Source organism: Ruegeria sp. AP11 (assembly GCF_056535865.1).
The window spans coordinates 3,020,304-3,037,123 of the sequence record NZ_JBQFJB010000001.1 but is presented as its reverse complement, the minus strand read 5'-3'; the positions used below and the strand labels follow the sequence as shown (position 1 = coordinate 3,037,123).

The following is a 16,820-nucleotide window of genomic DNA, read 5'->3' as shown; positions in this document are numbered from 1 at the left end:
ATCGACATTGCCTGATCGGCGGCGATATCAATCCAATGTAATCCAGTTCTAGAGGGAGGAGCCTCAACAATGACCACCGCTGCTCAGGCAGATGCCAAGACCTATCCGCCATCCGCAGAAACCGTCGCTCGTGCGCATGTGGACGCCGGCAAATATGCCGACATGTATGCGGCTTCGATCAACAACCCCGAGGCCTTCTGGGACGAGCAAGGCAAGCGCGTAGACTGGATCAAACCTTATTCTCAGGTCAAAGACGTCAACTATGATCTCGGCTCGGTCAAGATCAACTGGTATTCCGACGGTACGCTGAACGTTTCGGCCAATTGTCTGGACCGGCATCTGAAAACCCGTGGCGATCAGACTGCCATCATCTGGGAACCGGATGATCCGCAGGATTCGGCCCAGCACATCACCTATGCAGAGCTGCACCGCCGCACCTGCCGCATGGCCAATATTCTGGAATCCATGGGCGTGCGCAAAGGCGACCGCGTGGTCATCTATCTGCCGATGATCCCCGAAGCGGCCTATGCCATGCTGGCCTGTGCCCGTATCGGTGCCATTCATTCCATCGTTTTCGCGGGCTTCTCGCCCGACGCGCTGGCTGCGCGGGTCAATGGTTGTGACGCCAAGGTAATCATCACCGCCGACGAAGCCCCACGTGGTGGCCGCAAGACACCGCTGAAATCCAACGCAGACGCCGCCCTGCTGCACTGCAAGGACAGTGTGAAATGCCTTGTCGTCAAACGTACCGGCGGGCAGACCACATGGATCGACGGCCGCGATTACGACTATAACGAAATGGCGCTGGAAGCGGATGATTACTGCGCCCCGGCTGAGATGAACGCCGAAGACCCTTTGTTCATCCTCTATACCTCCGGTTCGACCGGTCAGCCCAAAGGCGTCGTTCATACGACCGGCGGCTATCTGGTCTATGCCTCGATGACTCATGAAATTTCCTTCGATTACCACGAGGGCGACATCTATTGGTGTACAGCGGATGTCGGTTGGGTCACGGGCCACAGCTATATCGTCTATGGGCCGCTGGCCAATGGCGCGACGACACTGATGTTCGAAGGCGTACCCACCTACCCCGATGCAGGCCGTTTCTGGGAGGTTTGCGCCAAGCACAAAGTCAACCAATTCTACACCGCCCCCACTGCGATCCGCGCGCTGATGGGTCAGGGCAATGAATGGGTCGAGAAACACGACCTCAGTGACCTCAAGGTGCTGGGAACCGTGGGCGAGCCGATCAACCCCGAAGCCTGGAACTGGTACAATGAGGTGGTTGGCAACGGCAACTGCCCCATCGTCGACACCTGGTGGCAGACTGAAACTGGCGGCCATCTGATGACCCCCCTGCCCGGCGCGCACGCGATGAAACCCGGCTCGGCGATGAAACCGTTCTTCGGCATCGAACCGGTGGTTCTGGACCCGCAATCGGGTGTCGAGATCAGCGGCAACGGCGTCGAGGGCGTGCTGTGCATCAAGGACAGCTGGCCCGGCCAGATGCGCACCGTCTGGGGTGATCATGAGCGGTTCGAAAAGACCTATTTCTCGGACTACAAAGGCTATTACTTCACTGGCGACGGCTGCCGTCGCGATGAGGATGGCGATTACTGGATCACCGGGCGCGTGGATGACGTGATCAACGTCTCGGGTCACCGCATGGGCACAGCCGAGGTGGAGAGCGCGCTGGTCGCACATGCCGCCGTAGCCGAGGCCGCCGTTGTGGGATATCCCCATGAAATCAAAGGGCAAGGCATCTATTGCTATGTCACTTTGATGAATGATCGCGAACCTTCGGATGATCTGCTGAAAGAGCTGCGCACATGGGTCCGGACCGAGATCGGCCCGATTGCATCCCCGGATGTGATCCAGTGGGCACCGGGCCTGCCCAAGACCCGTTCGGGCAAGATCATGCGTCGTATCCTGCGCAAGATTGCCGAGAACGATTTCGGCTCGCTGGGCGATACGTCAACGCTGGCCGATCCGTCGGTTGTCGAAGACCTGATCGAAAACCGTGCGAATAAGTGAGGGTGTGATGGACGTTGCCACTACCACGACCCCCGCTGTTCTGATCCTTCTCGGCCCTCCGGGCGCCGGGAAGGGAACGCAGGCACGTATGCTGGAAGACAAGTTCGGGCTGGTGCAGCTCAGCACCGGTGATCTGCTGCGTGATGCGGTCGCCGCGGGCACCGAAGCCGGTAAGGCCGCCAAAGCGGTGATGGAGGCCGGTGAACTGGTCAGCGACGGGATCGTCATCGACATCCTGCGGGACCGGATGGCGGAACCGGACTGCGCCAAGGGCGTCATTCTGGACGGCTTCCCGCGAACCACGGTTCAGGCCGAGGCGCTGGATGGCCTGCTGGCCACTGCCGAACAGAAGATCAACGCAGCCATCAGTCTTGAGGTTGAAGACGCTGAAATGGTGACGCGAATCTCAGGCCGCTACACCTGCGCGGGCTGCGGCGAAGGGTTCCATGACACGTTCAAGGTACCTGCCGTCGAGGGCAAATGTGACAAATGCGGCCACACCGAGTTCAAGCGCCGCGCCGATGACAATGCCGAGACGGTCGCCTCGCGTCTGGCCGCTTATCACGCGCAGACCGCGCCGTTGATTGACTACTATCAGAGCCAGGGCGTGCTGAACGGCATCGACGCCATGGGACAGATCGACGACATCGCCCGGGACCTGCAGGGTCTTGTGGGCAAAGTCATGAATTAAGGGGAGGAGAGAGGCTCAAGGGCCTGCCCCACAACAGAATACTTCAATGGACCGCCTTGGCGGAACAGGGAAGTTTTGCCTGACGTTACGGAGCGTTCGGCACATTCGAGAAGCGGCCCGACGCACTGGAGGAGTTGGGCACAGGGCCGCCCAACGAGGAAGCGAAGGAGGAACCCGCGATGGCGGATCATTCAACAAACTCCGCGCAGACTGCCGAAGCCGACAAGGGCTATTGGCAGGCCAACCTGCGCCTCATCTACATCAGCCTCGCGATCTGGGCGCTGGTGTCTTTTGGATTCGGCATCCTGCTGCGTCCGCTGCTGTCCGGCATCGCCGTAGGCGGCACCGATCTGGGCTTTTGGTTCGCTCAGCAGGGATCGATCCTGGTCTTTTTGGTGCTGATCTTCAACTACGCCTGGCGCATGAACAAGCTGGACGCTGAATACGGCGTGGACGAGGAGTAACGGCCATGGACCAGTTTACCATCAACCTGCTGTTTGTTGGCGCATCCTTCGCGCTCTACATCGGCATTGCGATCTGGGCCCGTGCGGGTTCCACATCGGAATTCTACGCCGCCGGGCGCGGCGTTCACCCGGTCACCAACGGTATGGCGACAGCGGCGGACTGGATGTCCGCGGCCTCGTTCATCTCGATGGCGGGCCTGATTGCCTTTACCGGCTATGACAACTCGACCTTCCTGATGGGTTGGACCGGTGGCTACGTTCTGCTGGCGCTGCTGCTTGCACCTTACCTGCGCAAGTTCGGCAAGTTCACCGTGTCCGAGTTCATCGGCGATCGTTTCTACAGCCAGACAGCCCGCATCGTGGCGGTGATCTGTCTGATTGTGGCATCGGTGACCTACGTTATCGGTCAGATGACCGGCGTTGGCGTCGCCTTTGGCCGCTTCCTCGAAGTATCGAACACCACCGGGCTGTTGATCGGTGCAGGCGTTGTGTTTGCCTATGCGGTGTTCGGGGGGATGAAGGGCGTGACCTACACTCAGGTCGCTCAGTACTGCGTGCTGATCACCGCCTATACCATCCCGGCCATCTTTATCTCGCTGCAGCTGACCGGCACCCCGGTTCCGGCGCTGGGTCTGTTCGGTGACACCGCCAGCGGTGAGCCCCTGCTGACCAAGCTGGATGCCATCGTGACCGAGTTGGGCTTCAACGACTATACGGCCCACCACTCGAACACGTTGAACATGGTGCTGTTCACCCTGTCGCTGATGATCGGTACCGCCGGTCTGCCGCACGTGATCATGCGCTTCTTCACCGTGCCGAAAGTGGCTGACGCCCGTTGGTCCGCTGGCTGGGCGCTGGTGTTCATCGCGCTGCTGTACCTGACCGCCCCTGCGGTTGGCGCAATGGCCCGTCTGAACATCACCGACATGATGTGGCCTAATGGTGGCATCGAAGGTGGCGCTGTTTCGGTCGAGGAAATCGATACTGATCCGCGCTATGACTGGATGGCCACTTGGCAGAAAACCGGTCTGCTGGATTGGGAAGACAAGAACGGCGACGGCAAGATCCAGTACTACAACGACAAGTCCGAAGCGATGACTGCAATCGCGGAAGAAAAAGGCTGGGTCGGTAACGAGCTGACCAAGTTCAACCGCGATATCCTGGTTCTGGCCAACCCCGAGATCGCCAACCTGCCGGGTTGGGTGATCGGTCTGGTCGCTGCCGGTGGTCTTGCGGCTGCTCTGTCGACCGCTGCGGGCCTGCTGCTGGCGATTTCGTCGGCGGTGTCCCACGACCTTGTCAAAGGCGCGATCAACCCGCAGATCTCGGAAAAAGGCGAACTGCTGGCCGCGCGTATCGCAATGGCTGTCGCCATCGTTGTCGCAACCTATCTGGGTCTGAACCCACCGGGCTTTGCGGCGCAAACCGTGGCCTTGGCCTTCGGTCTGGCGGCAGCTTCGATCTTCCCGGCGCTGATGATGGGGATCTTCTCGACCCGCATCAACAACACCGGCGCGGTTGCTGGTATGCTGGCTGGTCTGACCGTTACTCTGGTCTACATCTTCCTGCATAAGGGCTGGCTGTTCATTCCGGGCACCAACTCGTTCACCGATGCTGATCCTCTGCTGGGTCCGATCAAGTCGACCTCGTTCGGCGCGATTGGTGCGATGATCAACTTCGGCGTTGCCTACATCGTTGCAGGCATGACCAAAGAGACTCCGCCGGAGATCGTGGAATTGGTCGAAAGCGTACGCATTCCCCGTGGTGCGGGCGCAGCTCAGAACAAATGAGCATGATGCGGCACTTGGGTAAGCCCATGTGTCGCGTCTTTTGACCGACGACTCCCGCCCGGCACTCTACCGGGCGGGATTTTTATCCCAGAGACGCAGGAATATCTGATGCCCCTGTCCCATGACCAGATCACCCGGTTTCTGAAATCCGTACACCCCTATGACGCCCTGCCCGCGCAGGTTCTGGACGATCTGGCAAAACAGATCGAAGTCTGGGAACTGGATGAGGACAGCTCGATCTATGAGCTTGGCCATGCAATGCCGGGCGTGTTCGTCATCTATGAAGGACAGGTTGAAATCACCGATGAGAACGGCGCCGTTGTCTCTCATCTCGGGCTCAGGAATTCCTTTGGTGAACGTGGGCTGCTGAAAGATGGCAAGGCCGCCACCAAGGCCCGGGCGCACACGCCCTCCGTTCTGATCCTTCTGCCCCCTGATCTGGTGCGTAAGTTGATCGACGGGCACGACGTGGTCTCGAAATTCTTCAACAGGACACGTGGCAACCGGACCGGACCAGACAGTCTGGCGACCAGCGCGGTCGACGTGTTGATGGCGCATAACCCCGCTACCTGCCCGCCCGACACGCCGGTGCAGACTGCCGCGCAGATCATGCGCGACCGCCATATCTCATCGCTTTGCGTGACCGAGGGCGACCGGCTGCTGGGCATCGCGACCCTGCGCGATATTTCGGGCAAATTTGTCGCCGAGGCGATGCCTGCCGACACATCGGTTTCGGCCATCATGACCACCAACCCGATCACGCTGGCGCCCACCGATATCGGCTCGGACGTGCTGCATGTGATGATGGAGCGTGGCATCGGCCATATTCCGATATCCGAGGCCGGGCGGCTGGTTGGTATCGTCACCCAAACCGATCTCACCCGCTATCAGGCAGTCAACTCTGCCGAGCTGGTGGGCCGGATTGCCCGCGCCGACACTGCCGAAGAAATGGCCTCGGTCACCGCCGAGATACCGCAGCTGCTGGTCCAGCTCGTCGCGGGCGGCAACCGGCACGAGATCGTGACGCGGCTGATCACCGACATCGCAGATACCGCAACGCGGCGCTTGCTGGCACTGGCCGAGGCCGAACTGGGTGCGCCGCCGGTGCCTTACCTGTGGCTGGCTTGCGGTTCACAGGGACGGCAGGAACAGACCGGTGTTTCGGATCAGGACAATTGCCTGATGCTGGATGACAGCGTGAGCGATGACGACATGACCTATTTCGCGGCTCTGGCTAAATTCGTCTCGGACGGGCTGGACACCTGCGGATATTTCTATTGCCCCGGCGACATGATGGCGACAAACCCGCGCTGGTGTCAGCCGGTGCGCGTCTGGCGCGACTATTTCAAAGGCTGGATCGCCAAACCCAACCCCGAGGCACAGATGCTGGCGTCGGTCATGTTCGACCTGCGGCCCATCGGTGGCTCTTTCGATCTGTTCACCGATCTGCAGGCCGATACGCTGGCTGCGGCCAATGCTAACTCGATCTTCGTGGCGCATATGATCTCGAACTCACTGAAACACACGCCTCCTCTGGGCCTGCTGCGCGGGTTCGCCACCATCCGGTCGGGCGAGCATCGCAATACGCTGGACCTCAAGCATAACGGTGTCGTGCCCATCGTGGACCTGGCCCGCATCTACAGCCTGCAGGGGCAACTGACCGAAGCGAACACTCGCGCGCGCCTCAGCGCCGCCGAGGCTGCTGGGGTTCTCAGCGCCTCGGGCGCGCGCGATCTGCTGGATGCCTACGACCTGATCGCCGAGACCCGACTGGAACATCAGGCCCGTCTGGTCAAGGCGGGTGATGCGCCGGACAATTACCTGCCCCCGGCTGATTTGTCCGATTTTGAGCGAAGTCATCTCCGCGATGCGTTTGTCGTGGTAAAAACGATGCAATCGGCGGTCGGACATGGCAAAGGTATGCTGGGCTAAGACAGCAGGAATGAACGGAGAAACCACATGTTTCTGGAACTGATCGGCACGATTTTTGCGGGCTTCGCGTTTGCGGGTGTCGTGATGGTGGTAAACAAGCTGACCGGAGGCCGCCTGCCCAAATGGGCCGCGCCGGTCGCAGCGGGTGTCGGGATGATCGCGATGACGATCACCAGCGAGTATTCCTGGTACGACCGCACTCGTGATCAGCTGCCCGAAAGCCTGACCGTGGTGCAGGAGGTCGAAAGCCGCACATTCTATCGCCCCTGGACCTATGCGGTACCCTTTGTCGACCGCTTTGCCGCCATCGACGCCGCGTCCGTGCGCACCAATTCAAGCGTACCGGATGAGCGTCTGGTCGATCTCTATTTCTTTGGCCGCTGGGCACCTGTCTCCAAAGTACCAGTCGCCGTCAACTGCGCCGACAACAGCCGCGCCAATCTGGCCGATGGCGCAGAATTCGCCGATGACGGGCGCTTGCTGAATGCCAGCTGGATCAAGGCCAACGCCGATGATCCGGTAATCGAGGCCACCTGCGGGGTCTGACCATGCTGAACCATCTGAGCCTGCGCCTGAGAATCTTCCTGTTCTTCCTGCTGCTGGCGGCGGGAGGGCTGATTATCAGCGCTCTGGCTTTGTGGATCGGCTATCAGCGGGCCAGTGATCCGGCCCTGATGGACGCCTTCATCTTTGCCGAGATCCTGATCGCCTTCGGGATGCTGGCGCTGGTCGCAGGGGTTTGGCTTTTGTTCGATGACAATATCGCAAAACCGATCGAACGGCTTTCGGCCCAACTGCGCGCGCGGGCCCATGCCGGGGTCAGCACCGATCTGGACCTGCAGGCCGCGCGGTATCTGGGCGATCTGGCCCCAGCCGCGGCCGGGCTGGCCGAGCAACTGGCCGCCAATGCCATGAACACGGCCGAGGCGGTGGCGGCGGAAACCGCCCATCTCGCATCGGAAAAGCAACGGCTCACGGCGCTGTTGACCGAGATTCCGGTTGCCATGTTGCTGGCCGGTCCCAAGCACCAGATCGTTCTGTATGACGCGCAGGCGGCTGAGGTTCTGGCCCAGATCGCGCATCCCCGGCTGAACGCCTCGCTGTTCGACTATCTCGAAGCGACGGGCCTGACGGATTCCTATGCCAAGCTGGTCAAGACCGGAAAGGACGTGCATTGCACCCTGACCAGCGTCGATGGGCGACAATCCTATTCGGCCCGGATGAAACCTCTGGGCGATGCGCCCGGCTATATGCTTGTCTTCGATGACAGCGCTGCCCAGATCGACCCCAATGAGGCGCGCCCACTGGTTTATGATTTCGAACTGCTCGATACGTCCGGCGACGACGCGTTTGAAGAAAAGCCCTTGCTGGACCTGTGCTTTGTTGTTTTCGATACCGAAACTACGGGCCTTCTGCCGCATAAGGACGAGATCGTGCAGATCGGTGCGGTGCGCGTCGTGAAAGGCAAGATCGTCGAAGGCGAGCGGCTGGATACTCTGGTCGATCCCGGCATCCCGATCCCGCCCGCCTCGACCAAGGTGCACAAGGTCAGCGACAGGATGGTTCAAGGCGCGCCTGACATTGCCGAGGCCGGTCGCAGCTTTCATCAATTCGCCCGCGATGCGGTGATTGTTGCGCATAACGCTCCATTCGACATGGCCTTCCTGCGCCGCCATGCCGAGCGAATGCAGGTGGAGTGGAGCCATCCCATTCTCGACACCGTTCTGCTGTCCGCCGTGCTGTTCGGAGCAAGCGAAACCCACACGCTGGATGCGGTCTGCGAGCGGTTGGGCATAACCATCCCCGAAGCCCTGCGACACACGGCTTTGGGTGATGCCGTCGCCACCGCCGAGGTACTGGTTCGGATGCTCCCAATGTTGACGGCGCGCGGCATGGTGACATTTGGCGACGTCATCGTGGAAACGCGCAAACACGGACGGTTGCTGGAAGATCTGAACTGATCGGAATTTCCAGAACCTGCATCAGCTTTTCATGGACAATCCCCGCGCCGCGTGGCACCTGAGACAGGCCCATTGAACGAGCGCGTGATGACGGAAACAACTTTCACTCCCGGACCCGAGCAGAGATTTGCCTTTCGCGAGGCCCTGGGCTGTTTCGGCACCGGTGTTACCGTCGTCACCACCAATACCGCCGAAGGCCCTGCCGCGATCACGGTGAACTCGTTTGCGTCCGTATCGCTGGACCCGCCGCTGGTCTTGTGGTGTCTGGATCGGAATTCGAACCGGTATGACGCGTTCAGCACCTGCGAGCATTATGCAATCCATGTAATGGCACAGGACCAGCACGATCAGGCCTTGCAGTTTGCACGCAACGGCTTCGACTTTTCCCATGCGGATTGGCAGGAAGATGATGCCGGGCGGCCCCATCTTGCGGAATGTCTGGCCCGCTTCGACTGCCGTTTATCGGCCCGTCACGAGGCCGGGGATCACCTGATCCTTGTCGGTCAGGTCGACACGGTCATGCATCGCCCCGGTCAGGGGCTGATCTTCAAGCGCGGACAATTCGGCGGGTTTGCCGACCTGATTTAATCGTCCAGCGATCCGTGAACGGCCAGGGCTTCCAGCTGGGTTTCCTGCGGGGTGATCACGCGAAACGCCTCGTGCACCCCTGCCCCCGTCAATTCCCGCGCGACGGTCAGCAAGGTGTTCGGGGCGTGATCCTCGCACATCTCGGCCATATGCGCGATTTCTGACTGCGCCACCTCCATCGCGGCCTCGACTGATGGCGCACCATAAAGCTGCACGAAATGCTCGGCCAGATACCCCGTGATCCGGTCAATCTCGGCCAGCTCAACCTGCGTGACTGCAACAAAGGTCACGCGCCCGAAGGTTTCAAGCCCCAGCCATCCATTGGCGAAGGCCTGACGTGCCTTGCCCTCCAGATCGCCTTCACCCCAGTTCGAGAATTCGAACCCGCCCGAGATGCACCATTCGCCGGTTCTTGCGGGCGAATGGAACACGTTCATATCACTTTCATCGAAATGGATTGCACGGGCGAGTTTCATCAGGTGGTCTCCAACAATTCCGTTAGCGGGCGCAGATGGGTGTCGGCACCGTCGCGGATCAACATCCCGAACCGTTCGTCGGTGCCCAGAAATACGCCCAAATCTCCAACGGGTTCTCCGACGCCGCGCAGCAGCCCCAACCATTCGGCATGAAGCGGCGCGTTGCCATCCTCGCTCCAACGGTTGAGCCAGGTCAGCATGTGGCGCGACCAGCTTTCGACCAGTTGAGTCGCCGAGACCTCGGCACACCCCTCGTCATAAAGCGCGGTCACATCCGGCGTGTCCCCCGGCGCGTCGCTGGTTTGCAGCAGCGCCAGATCCCAGCCGACGATCAGCCAATCGGGAATGGTCTCTGGCTCAGCAGAGGCGGCGGCTACCTTCATCACCCCGCATTTGGCGCCGTTCACGCAAATCAACCCGTCCCAACCCAGATGCACCGCAACCTCGGGCGGGGCCAGCGCGCCCAGCGCGTTCTGGAACCCGACCGCGCAGAGCGGCAGCATCGCCATCGCGTCCCGCAGCGCAACCTCAGGCGCAAAGACGATGGCAACGCGCAGACGATCCGCCTGAATGTTGTAAACCACCGTACCTGAATCGCAGCCCAGCGCCGCCATGGCCTGCGCGCGTTCGAACGGGTCCTCGCCGCCCTGCGCCGGGTGGCCCGTCAGCAAAGGCGGGAAGACCGGCTGGTTCATGCGTTGCCCTTGGCAATCATGTCGCGGGCGATCTTGCGGAAAGCGTCGGCCTGCGGGCTGTCCGGTTTGCTGACCACGATCGGTGCGCCCCCATCGGCAGCCACGCGAATATCCAGATGCAGCGGGATTTCCCCCAGCAGCGGAACGCCCAGCGTCTCGGCCTCGGATTTGACACCGCCGTGACCGAAAACATGCTCCTCATGCCCGCAGTTCGAGCAGATATGGGTCGACATGTTCTCGATCATGCCAACGATGGGCGTCTTGAGCTGGTTGAACATGTCGATCCCTTTGCGGGCATCGATCAGGGCCACGTCCTGCGGGGTTGATACCACAATGGCTCCGTCCACCTTGAATTTCTGGCTCAGCGTCAGTTGCACGTCGCCTGTGCCGGGCGGCAGGTCGACGATCAGTACGTCCAGCGCCCCCCATTGCACCTGCCCCATCATCTGCTGCAACGCCCCCATCAGCATCGGGCCACGCCAGACAACCGCTTGTCCTTCATTGGTCATCAGACCCATCGACATCATGGTGACGCCATGATTGCGCAGCGGCAGGATGGTCTTGCCATCGGGGCTGGCCGGGCGGCCAGACACGCCCAGCATCCGGGGCTGCGACGGGCCATAAACGTCGGCATCCAGCAGGCCCACACGCCGCCCCTCAGCCGCCAGAGCGCAGGCGAGGTTGGCCGATACGGTCGATTTGCCGACCCCACCCTTGCCCGAGGCCACCGCGATGATCCGGTCCACACCCGGCACCGCCTGCGGGCCGGTCTGCGACGGCTTGGGTTTCGGCTTCAGATCGGGCGGCGCCTTGTCCGAATGCGCCGTCAGCATGGCCGAGACCTTGGACACGCCCTCGACCATCTGCGCCGCCTGTTCGGCGGTGGCGCGCACAGGCTCCATCTTTTCGGCTTGCTTGGGGTCGATCTCCAGCACAAAGCGAACGGTATCGCCTTCGACATTCAGCGCCCGCACGATGCCCGCGCTGACGATATCCTGCCCTGAAACCGGGTCTGTGATCTTTTTCAGGTTCGCCAGAACCGCGTCACGGATGCTCATGCCATCGTTCCCTTGATCAGCCCTGCGTTCAGGGTCTTGCGTATCGACAGGTTGTAGTCGCCGCTCATTGCATGTGTCTCCGTCTCTTTCTGTTTATTTGACGCATCCGGTTTGTCGCCGCTAGGCTTGGCCATGCGCTTTGTCCTGTTGTGCCTGAGCCTGACGCTCACCGCCACCCCCTCTTGGTCGCAAGAGGCGCTTGGCCTTGCCGCCCCGGATGAGGTGACAGACTCGGGTCTGCTGCAACATATTCTTCCACGCTTCTCTCTCAAGACCGGGATACGTGTTGTTTCGGACGAAAGCGGCGTCATGTCACTGGCCCCTTCCCCGCCCGGCGATCCGGTCTTTGAACGTGATGGGGTGATCTATCACCTGCGCATCGACGACAATGCAAGGCAGGCACGGTTCCGCGACTGGCTGCAATCCGATATCGGAAAACGTACGGTCGAAAGCTTTGCCCCCGCAGACGGCACGCCCTTCAGCGCAAGTTTCGAAATCGCCGCCATCACCGAGGAAACAGAGGTCGACGGCAATGCGCTGCTGGGCGAGGATCTGTCGTTGACCCATTGTGGCCGCTGTCACGTGATCGGCCCGCAGAATCGCATGAACGGACTGGGCTCGACCCCGTCTTTTGCCGTGTTGCGCGCGATGCCCGACTGGTCCGAGAGGTTTCAGGCTTTCTTTGCCCTGAACCCGCATCCCGCCTTCACACAGATCGAAGGTGTGACCGAGCCTTTCCCGCCCGAGCGCCCCTCGCCCATCCATCCGGTCGAGATGAGCCTTGATGACCTCGAAGCGATTCTGGCCTTTGTCGCTGCCCTGCGCGCCGCCGATCTGGGCGCTCCGCTGCAATTTCAGTGATCCTTGCGTTTCGAGAAATAGTCATCCGTCGTGACAACCCGGGGTCTGGGGGCCGATTGGAATGGGTTGTCGACGCTGTGGAACTGAGCGTTCACACGGCAATTGTCACACATCTGAATCAATCTGGCCTGATCCGAGGTTGCGAACATCGGGTGTGTCCCTGACAGTTTCTCGATGATCCGCTCGACCGTCGATTTGACACCAAAGGCCGCGCCGCATTCGACGCACTCGAAGGGTTCTTCCTCATTCAGCACCTGCTGCGACAGCGCAGCGTCGCTCAGGTCAAGCTGAGGCATCAGCGTAATCGCCTGCTCGGGGCAGATCGTACGGCAGATTCCACATTGCAGACAGGCGTCTTGCTGAAAATTCAGCTGTGGCTTGTCCGGATTGTCGATCAGAGCGCCCGAGGGGCACAGGGATACGCAGCTGAGGCACAAGGTGCAGGTGTCGGTGTTGACCGCCACTGCGCCATAGGGCGCGCCTTCGGGCAATGCCAGCGGTGCCTCGGTGTTCGGGTTCAAAGCCTGTGCCGCCAGACGCGTGATCTGGCGTCGGTTGCCCAGCGGAAGGACCGGATCTATCAAAGGCTGTGGAACGTCTTGCGCATAAAGCAGATCAGCCAGCGCATCCGGGTCAGCCTCATCAATCAGGCTCAGCGCATCTTGGCCCGCGATGGCCCGCGCCAGTTCCAGTTCCCGATCCAGCGCATCCCGTTCCGTCCGGGGCCCCATCAGGACATCGACGCGGGCAAAACCATGCGCCAGCCCGGCCAGCATCTCGGCATGGCCAAAGCCTGAAACCACGTTCAGTTCCAGTGGAATCACGTCGGCGGGCAGGCCCCGTCCAAACCGGGCCGCCATGCGGATCATCTGCGCCCCATGGGCATCATGCACCAACAGGCGCGGCGCTACGCCGCCTGCGCGCCGGAACGAGCGGGCCAGAATGTGCATCCGCGACAATACCGCCGAGACCGGCGGGTCCTCATAGGTGATGGCGGTCGACGGGCACAGGGCCGCGCATTCACCGCACCCGGCACAGATCATCGGATCAATGGCCACGTGATCACCCGCAGGCGTGATCGCGCCGGTCGGGCAGATATCCAGACAATTCGAACAGCCCGTCTGCTCTGCCCGGGAATGCGCGCAAAGCGTCTCGTCCAGCCGGACATAGAGCGGCTTTTCAAACGTCCCGACCAATTGCACCGCATCGAAGGCAAGACGTGCAACGGCCAGCGCATCGCGGGGATCGGCCCGCAAATAGCCCTCGCGCTTGTCTGGGGCCGTGACCAGGGGCGTTCCTACGGTCAGATCAACGACGATATCGCAGCGCGACGTTGCGCCATCCCGCGGCGCGCTCCAACCGAACCCACCGCGCCCACCGGGCTCTAGCTGCTGCACCTGATCCAGATGCCAGGTGAACCCGCCCAGTGCACCGGTCAGATTGCGCACCCGCGCCCGGGCGACATCAAAAGCCCGGCTCAGCGGCTCGGCCTCATCCGTTACGATAACGGTCACGGCCAGCGCGCCGGACAGTTGTTCGGCCAGTGGATAGGCAACCTCTCCGGCACCGATGATGCAGCAGGTGCCTTCGCTGATGACATCAACACTGGGGGTGATTGCTTGAGGCAACAGGGCCTCGGCAGCCAATGCTGCCATTTTAGGCATCGCATCCGCGCCTTGCTCGGACCACCCTGCCCGGTCGCGCAGATCGACAAAGCCGGGCTCTGCAACACCCAGCTCTTCTGCAAGTTCGCTGAAAATCGCGCTTTCCTGTCCGCAGGCAATCACCACCTGCGCATCAGCTTTCAGAAGGTCGGCGGCGACCGCCAATTCCCGCGTACACAGAGCGGTATGGACTTTCGAGCACGCCACCTCACAGGCAGAAGAAATTCCGTCTGCATCTAGTGCCTGCGTTCCATCGCAATCACACAACACGAGCTTGCTGGCCATATTCCCTCCCGGCGCTGCTTGCTGCACGTCAGCACCTTAGTCCTAATCCACGCCGTGACAATGTGAAGGCCGGGTTAAAGGTCATTTTTGTGCATTATTATTCATCACAACTTTGCGTGCCCAGCACAGGCATAAGAAATTTGCGAATAAACAGTTAGTGATTGCGACACACATCGCACAAACTGGACTTGGCAGGTCACCAATTTATGTACCATAGTACATCGAGGGAAGGCAGGGGAGAGCCTTCGGGGAGGAGCCAGTGGCCAAGGCCGCAAGTCAGATTGAAATGCCGGTTGGCGTCGTCGTGCGCAAAACACCCGGGTTCACACGCTGGGCCCGATGGAACTGGCGCGCAGTAGCATTATTGCCGGGGGCCGGACCGGCCGACTGGCAGGAGTTGCGCCGCGAAGGCGAGGCCGTCGAATACCACGCCGCCACCCTGCCCCTGACATTATGGGCGGACGAGACCGAGGCTTACATGGTGAACCTGTCGGACGGTCAGCCGTCGCTTTACCTCGTGCTGCGGGACGAGTTGAAGGGCGACACGCCGCTGAACGCGGTGCTGATCACCGCCTCTCCGTTCGAGGGGCAGGACTATGCCGACACTGGCGAAGAGATTGTCGAAAAAATTCCGATGACCGAAGGGCTGATCGCATGGCTGCGGGATTTCACCCTGCAGCATCACCGCGACGAGGTGTTTGTGAAACGCCGCCGCGACAAGAAGCGTACCGATCTGGTGGAAGACGGCAAAGGCGACGCCCGCATCCGGCAGGAGTCGGATGTCTATCGCGCCCCGCGCAGGGTGCTGCAATGAGCGGGGCCCGCGATTTCTGGTCCCGCCGCAAGGCAGCCGTTCAGGCCGAGGCCGAAGTCGAAGCGCTGGCCGCTGAAGAACAGTTCATCGCGGCGCAGAAAGCCGAGTTGGAAGAAAAGACCGACGCCGAGCTTCTGGCCGAATTCAACCTGCCCGATCCCGACACGTTGCAAGCCGGTGATGATGTCTCGGGCTTCATGGCCAAGGCCGTGCCGGACCGTTTGCGCCGCCGGGCGCTGCGTCGCTTGTGGCGGCTGAACCCCGTTCTGGCGAATGTCGACGGGCTGGTCGACTATGGCGAGGATTATACCGACGCCGCCTGCGTGATCGAAAACATCCAGACGGCCTATCAGGTTGGCAAAGGCATGTTGGCCCATGTCGAAGCGCTGGCGGCTGAGACCGAAGAGCTTGATGCAGAACCAGAGCTTGATGCGCCCGAGGTGATCGCTGCGGATGACGAACAGATCAATACAGCCGAGCCCGAAGCTAAACCCGTGCTGATGGCCGAAGTGGACGAGGCCGAGGAGGTCGACCTTCCCCCGGCCCCGCGTCGCATGAAATTTGAATTCGAAGGATAACTCTATGACCGCAGACAACGCGCAAACCATTGATATCTCGGCCGAGGATCGCCTGCGCGCTGATTTCTACAACTTTCTGGGCCTGCTGCTGGCCGGTCCGCCGGATCAATTGCTGCTGGATCAGATGGCCGGGCTTGGCGGGGATGACACCGATCTGGGACAGGCCATTCAGGCGATGGCACGGGTGGCCAAGGTGACCAAACCCGCCGCCGCCGAGCGTGAGTTCAACGCGCTGTTCATCGGGTTGGGACGCGGAGAACTGCTGCCTTATGCCAGCTTCTACCTGACCGGGTTCCTGAACGAAAAACCCCTCGCCCAGTTGCGCAACGACATGGCCGCGCGCGGCATCACCCGGGCGCAGAATGTGTATGAACCGGAAGACAACATCGCATCTTTGATGGAGATGATGGCGGGCATGATCGTCGGTCGTTTCGGCGCACCTGCATCGCTCGAAGATCAGCGGGCGTTCTGGAACAAGCATATCGGCCCCTGGGCCGCGCATTTCTATTCGGATTTGGAAGGTGCCGAAAACTCGGTCCTCTATGCCTCGGTCGGGACAGCCGGTCGGGTGTTCATGGAGATCGAGCGTGAAGCCTTCCGAATGACGGCAGCGTGAATCGCTGTCATTCGCCAGCGCCCGCTGGGGCGCTAAACTGCAAATGGGGAAGGAGAAGCCCATGAGCAAGACCAAGGAAGACGGCGCCACACGCCGGGATTTCCTCAAACTGGCCGGAACCGCAGCCCCCGCTGCCGTTGCCGCTGCCAGCCTGACCGGCAAAGCCGAAGCAGCCGAGCTGCCGACGGATGAGACCCGTATTCAGGACACCGCGCATACACGCGCCTACATCGAAAGCACGCGCTTTTGAGTGACGATGAAAGCACCCGGTTCTAGGACCGGACGCCTTCACCACCCGACTGACGGTTGCGAT

Annotated in this window: 18 protein-coding genes; 13 read left to right on the top strand and 5 right to left on the bottom strand. The window is 61.1% G+C overall.

The window, feature by feature from the left end; translation table 11 throughout:
* The first annotated feature begins 69 nt into the window (after positions 1-69).
* From acs to ACR3E4_RS15145, 8 genes are all read left to right on the top strand, one after another.
* A complete protein-coding gene (gene acs / locus ACR3E4_RS15180; RefSeq protein WP_480532857.1) occupies positions 70-2,034 on the top strand; it encodes an acetate--CoA ligase in 1,965 nt (654 codons plus the stop codon).
* 7 nt (positions 2,035-2,041) lie between these two features.
* Positions 2,042-2,725 (top strand): adenylate kinase, encoded by a 684-nt coding sequence (locus tag ACR3E4_RS15175; RefSeq protein ID WP_480532859.1) that lies wholly within the window; start codon positions 2,042-2,044, stop codon positions 2,723-2,725.
* Between the two features lie 179 nt (positions 2,726-2,904).
* Positions 2,905-3,189: a DUF4212 domain-containing protein gene (locus tag ACR3E4_RS15170; RefSeq protein ID WP_480532861.1), complete on the top strand. Its 285-nt coding sequence runs from the start codon at positions 2,905-2,907 to the stop codon at positions 3,187-3,189.
* A 5-nt stretch (positions 3,190-3,194) separates the two neighbouring features.
* Positions 3,195-4,979 carry a sodium:solute symporter family protein gene (locus ACR3E4_RS15165; protein WP_480532863.1) on the top strand — a complete coding sequence of 595 codons (1,785 nt, stop codon included), beginning with the start codon at positions 3,195-3,197 and terminating at the stop codon, positions 4,977-4,979.
* A 108-nt stretch (positions 4,980-5,087) separates the two neighbouring features.
* Positions 5,088-6,911, top strand: a complete 1,824-nt coding sequence (locus tag ACR3E4_RS15160; RefSeq protein WP_480532865.1) for a DUF294 nucleotidyltransferase-like domain-containing protein — start codon at positions 5,088-5,090, stop codon at positions 6,909-6,911.
* A 27-nt stretch (positions 6,912-6,938) separates the two neighbouring features.
* On the top strand, positions 6,939-7,457 hold the full coding sequence (locus tag ACR3E4_RS15155; protein ID WP_480532867.1) for a hypothetical protein: 519 nt from the start codon (positions 6,939-6,941) through the stop codon (positions 7,455-7,457).
* A gap of 2 nt (positions 7,458-7,459) precedes the next feature.
* Positions 7,460-8,872: a 3'-5' exonuclease gene (locus ACR3E4_RS15150; RefSeq protein WP_480532869.1), complete on the top strand. Its 1,413-nt coding sequence runs from the start codon at positions 7,460-7,462 to the stop codon at positions 8,870-8,872.
* Between the two features lie 87 nt (positions 8,873-8,959).
* Positions 8,960-9,460: a flavin reductase family protein gene (locus ACR3E4_RS15145; RefSeq protein ID WP_480532871.1), complete on the top strand. Its 501-nt coding sequence runs from the start codon at positions 8,960-8,962 to the stop codon at positions 9,458-9,460.
* On the opposite strand, the gene ACR3E4_RS15140 is transcribed toward ACR3E4_RS15145, so the two are convergent.
* From ACR3E4_RS15140 to ACR3E4_RS15125, 4 genes are read right to left on the bottom strand one after another with little or no spacing between them, the layout of a single operon-like run.
* Positions 9,457-9,936, bottom strand: a complete 480-nt coding sequence (locus tag ACR3E4_RS15140; protein WP_480532873.1) for a DUF6505 family protein — start codon at positions 9,934-9,936, stop codon at positions 9,457-9,459. The genes ACR3E4_RS15145 and ACR3E4_RS15140 overlap by 4 nt on opposite strands.
* Positions 9,936-10,631 carry a biotin/lipoate--protein ligase family protein gene (locus tag ACR3E4_RS15135; RefSeq protein ID WP_480532875.1) on the bottom strand — a complete coding sequence of 232 codons (696 nt, stop codon included), beginning with the start codon at positions 10,629-10,631 and terminating at the stop codon, positions 9,936-9,938. Before ACR3E4_RS15135 ends, ACR3E4_RS15140 begins: the two co-directional genes overlap by 1 nt.
* The gene (locus tag ACR3E4_RS15130) at positions 10,628-11,689 is read right to left on the bottom strand and encodes an Mrp/NBP35 family ATP-binding protein (protein ID WP_480532877.1); all 1,062 of its coding nucleotides are present in this window, start codon (positions 11,687-11,689) and stop codon (positions 10,628-10,630) included. The genes ACR3E4_RS15135 and ACR3E4_RS15130 overlap by 4 nt, the downstream gene beginning before the upstream one ends.
* A complete protein-coding gene (locus tag ACR3E4_RS15125; protein WP_480532879.1) occupies positions 11,686-11,823 on the bottom strand; it encodes a hypothetical protein in 138 nt (45 codons plus the stop codon). The genes ACR3E4_RS15130 and ACR3E4_RS15125 overlap by 4 nt, the downstream gene beginning before the upstream one ends.
* On the opposite strand from ACR3E4_RS15125, the gene ACR3E4_RS15120 reads away from it, so the two are divergent.
* Entirely contained in the window at positions 11,822-12,550 is a 729-nt protein-coding gene (locus tag ACR3E4_RS15120) for a hypothetical protein (RefSeq protein ID WP_480532881.1), read from the top strand. The two genes, ACR3E4_RS15125 and ACR3E4_RS15120, sit on opposite strands and share 2 nt — an antisense overlap.
* Here ACR3E4_RS15120 and ACR3E4_RS15115 read toward each other — a convergent pair.
* Entirely contained in the window at positions 12,544-14,499 is a 1,956-nt protein-coding gene (locus ACR3E4_RS15115) for a 4Fe-4S dicluster domain-containing protein (protein ID WP_480532882.1), read from the bottom strand. The genes ACR3E4_RS15120 and ACR3E4_RS15115 overlap by 7 nt on opposite strands.
* Before the next feature lie 259 nt (positions 14,500-14,758).
* Here ACR3E4_RS15115 and ACR3E4_RS15110 point away from each other — a divergent pair, with 259 nt between their 5' ends.
* The 4 genes from ACR3E4_RS15110 (at position 14,759) to ACR3E4_RS15095 (ending at position 16,757) form a co-directional block, all read left to right on the top strand.
* Entirely contained in the window at positions 14,759-15,313 is a 555-nt protein-coding gene (locus tag ACR3E4_RS15110) for a DUF3305 domain-containing protein (RefSeq protein WP_480532883.1), read from the top strand.
* Positions 15,310-15,891, top strand: a complete 582-nt coding sequence (locus tag ACR3E4_RS15105) for a DUF3306 domain-containing protein (RefSeq protein ID WP_480532885.1) — start codon at positions 15,310-15,312, stop codon at positions 15,889-15,891. Before ACR3E4_RS15110 ends, ACR3E4_RS15105 begins: the two co-directional genes overlap by 4 nt.
* Before the next feature lie 4 nt (positions 15,892-15,895).
* Positions 15,896-16,507 carry a TorD/DmsD family molecular chaperone gene (locus ACR3E4_RS15100; protein WP_480532887.1) on the top strand — a complete coding sequence of 204 codons (612 nt, stop codon included), beginning with the start codon at positions 15,896-15,898 and terminating at the stop codon, positions 16,505-16,507.
* A 61-nt stretch (positions 16,508-16,568) separates the two neighbouring features.
* Complete coding sequence (locus ACR3E4_RS15095; RefSeq protein ID WP_480532889.1) at positions 16,569-16,757, top strand: ubiquinol-cytochrome c reductase iron-sulfur subunit N-terminal domain-containing protein; 189 nt, start codon at positions 16,569-16,571, stop codon at positions 16,755-16,757.
* Positions 16,758-16,820: the final 63 nt, after the last annotated feature.

Coding starts and splice junctions, on each gene's coding strand:
- ACR3E4_RS15130 (WP_480532877.1), bottom strand. CDS start 11,689: ATGAGCATCCGTGACGCGGTTCTGGCGAACCTGAAAAAGATCACAGAC.
- ACR3E4_RS15135 (WP_480532875.1), bottom strand. CDS start 10,631: ATGAACCAGCCGGTCTTCCCGCCTTTGCTGACGGGCCACCCGGCGCAG.
- ACR3E4_RS15155 (WP_480532867.1), top strand. CDS start 6,939: ATGTTTCTGGAACTGATCGGCACGATTTTTGCGGGCTTCGCGTTTGCG.
- ACR3E4_RS15140 (WP_480532873.1), bottom strand. CDS start 9,936: ATGAAACTCGCCCGTGCAATCCATTTCGATGAAAGTGATATGAACGTG.
- ACR3E4_RS15160 (WP_480532865.1), top strand. CDS start 5,088: ATGCCCCTGTCCCATGACCAGATCACCCGGTTTCTGAAATCCGTACAC.
- acs (WP_480532857.1), top strand. CDS start 70: ATGACCACCGCTGCTCAGGCAGATGCCAAGACCTATCCGCCATCCGCA.
- ACR3E4_RS15170 (WP_480532861.1), top strand. CDS start 2,905: ATGGCGGATCATTCAACAAACTCCGCGCAGACTGCCGAAGCCGACAAG.
- ACR3E4_RS15115 (WP_480532882.1), bottom strand. CDS start 14,499: ATGGCCAGCAAGCTCGTGTTGTGTGATTGCGATGGAACGCAGGCACTA.
- ACR3E4_RS15095 (WP_480532889.1), top strand. CDS start 16,569: ATGAGCAAGACCAAGGAAGACGGCGCCACACGCCGGGATTTCCTCAAA.
- ACR3E4_RS15175 (WP_480532859.1), top strand. CDS start 2,042: ATGGACGTTGCCACTACCACGACCCCCGCTGTTCTGATCCTTCTCGGC.
- ACR3E4_RS15150 (WP_480532869.1), top strand. CDS start 7,460: ATGCTGAACCATCTGAGCCTGCGCCTGAGAATCTTCCTGTTCTTCCTG.
- ACR3E4_RS15120 (WP_480532881.1), top strand. CDS start 11,822: ATGCGCTTTGTCCTGTTGTGCCTGAGCCTGACGCTCACCGCCACCCCC.
- ACR3E4_RS15105 (WP_480532885.1), top strand. CDS start 15,310: ATGAGCGGGGCCCGCGATTTCTGGTCCCGCCGCAAGGCAGCCGTTCAG.
- ACR3E4_RS15165 (WP_480532863.1), top strand. CDS start 3,195: ATGGACCAGTTTACCATCAACCTGCTGTTTGTTGGCGCATCCTTCGCG.
- ACR3E4_RS15145 (WP_480532871.1), top strand. CDS start 8,960: ATGACGGAAACAACTTTCACTCCCGGACCCGAGCAGAGATTTGCCTTT.
- ACR3E4_RS15125 (WP_480532879.1), bottom strand. CDS start 11,823: ATGGCCAAGCCTAGCGGCGACAAACCGGATGCGTCAAATAAACAGAAA.
- ACR3E4_RS15100 (WP_480532887.1), top strand. CDS start 15,896: ATGACCGCAGACAACGCGCAAACCATTGATATCTCGGCCGAGGATCGC.